Below are 1,369 nucleotides of genomic sequence, written 5' to 3'. Positions count from 1 at the left end.
CCATTTGTCGGCACTCAGCTGGTAGACGAACTGCTCCCACGGATTCTCCGGATGGATGTCGAGGCCGACGCGGGAGATGGGCGAAGCCATCGGTGGTACAATCACTCTGGCTTTGCGCGCCGCCCAGCCGAGCGAGGTACCCTGAACCATCAGCGACACCAGCACCACAAAGAAGGCGATATTAAAGAACAGCGGGGCGTGAGGCAAACCGGCCATCATCGGAAACACCGCCAAGATAATCGGTACTGCGCCGCGCAGACCCACCCAGCTAATAAATATGCGCTCGCGAATATTAAAACCGCGAAACGGCATCAGCCCGATGATAATCGACAGCGGGCGCGCCACTAGGATCAGACACAGCGACAGCAGGGTGGCAGGCACCGCAATGTGCCACAGGTCAGTCGGGTTAACCAACAGTCCCAGCACTAGGAACATGCCAATCTGGCTAAGCCAAGCCATACCATCAAAGGTCTGCAGTATGCCATGGCGATTGCGAATTGGGCGATTGCCCAGCACAAAGCCACACAGGTAGACGGCGAGGATACCGCTGCCTTCCAGCACGGTGGTCATCGCAAAGACTAGAATGCCCCCGCTGACTGCCAGCAGAGGGTAGAGGCCGCCCGCCAGCGATACGCGGTTAATCATTTGCAGCAGCGCCCAGCCGCCACCCAGCCCAAGCACGATCCCTAGGCCAAACTGCTGCACCAGATGCACCACAAACATCCAGCTCAGGCCGTTTTGTCCCTGCTGGATCATCTCAATCAGGGTGATGGTCAGGAACACTGCCATTGGGTCGTTGCTGCCGGACTCAATCTCCAGCGTGGCGCTGACGCGCTCGTTGAGACCTTTGCCGCCCAGCAGGGAGAACACGGCAGCAGCATCGGTAGAGCCGATAATTGCCCCGACAAGAAAACCGTTCATCAGGTTAAGGTCGAACAGCCCGGCGGCGGCTAGACCGGTCAGTCCAGCGGTGATCAGCACGCCCACCGTTGCCAGCGACAGCGCCGGTCCGAGCGCCACCTTAAAGGAGCTGGCTTGAGTACGCATGCCGCCATCCAGCAGGATGACGGCCAGCGCGATGTTACTGATCAGATAGGCTGCCGGATAGTTGTCAAAGGCAATGCCGCCGATGCCGTCAATTCCAGCTAGCATACCGAGGGCGAGAAAGATAACTAATATCGGGATGCCCAGCTTAGATGAGAAAGAGCTGAGCAGAATGCTCGCCGCTACCAGTCCTGAACCAATGATAAAAAGACTGTAGATCGCGCTGGCTTCCAATGGGCATTTCTCCTGTGAAGATTAAAAATCTGTTTTTACAGTGTGTTGTAACAGCAGGTATAAAGTCAAAACCGAGTTATTGTCAAATCTG

The 1,369-nt window shown here is 56.5% G+C and carries 1 protein-coding gene; it reads right to left on the bottom strand.

Translation table 11 applies throughout. The annotated features are described in order from the left end of the window. A partial coding sequence (locus BBW68_RS13675) for a potassium/proton antiporter (RefSeq protein ID WP_070135769.1) occupies window positions 1–1,278 on the bottom strand: 1,278 nt, incomplete at its 3' end. Window positions 1,279–1,369: the final 91 nt, after the last annotated feature.

The sequence above is a fragment of the Candidatus Erwinia dacicola genome, assembly GCF_001756855.1.
Classification (GTDB): Bacteria; Pseudomonadota; Gammaproteobacteria; order Enterobacterales; family Enterobacteriaceae; genus Erwinia; species Erwinia dacicola.
This window is presented reverse-complemented; position numbering and strand designations above follow the sequence as displayed.